At 40.5% G+C, this 464-nt stretch carries 1 protein-coding gene; it reads left to right on the forward strand.

Features of this window, described 5'->3' with window-relative positions; all coding sequences use genetic code 11:
* Positions 1–464 (forward strand): hydantoinase/oxoprolinase N-terminal domain-containing protein (locus A3761_RS00490; protein WP_304439558.1); only part of this gene is annotated, 464 nt, incomplete at both ends.

Below are 464 nucleotides of genomic sequence, written 5' to 3' on the forward strand. Positions count from 1 at the left end.
TTGCAGGGAATAGAAGAACTAGGTTTAAACTCAGCTGTCGATAATAAACAGCTTTGTATTATTCATGGAAGTACGGTAGCTACCAATGCAGCGCTTGAACGAAAAGGTGCTCGTACCGTCTATATCACCAATAATGGTTTTGGCGATATCCTGAGCATCGGCCGCCAAGCTCGCAAAGAACTCTATAACCTCAATGCCAAACCACCCATTCCTCCTGTTCCAAGCGAGCTTTGCTTAGAAATAGAAACCCGACGTGATTCCGAGGGAAAGTTAATAAGACCTTTATCTGATGACGATATTGAAGCCCTTAAGCAAAAAGTTAATGACTTAAAACCAGAAGCTATTGCGATAAATCTCTTATTTTCCTTTATCAATGATGATGAAGAGCTACGCATTCAAAAAGCCCTGGAAGGTGACTATTTCGTCTCGCGCTCATCTTTTGTTTTACCAAAATATAAAGAGTA

It is taken from the genome of Oleiphilus sp. HI0123 (assembly GCF_001635315.1).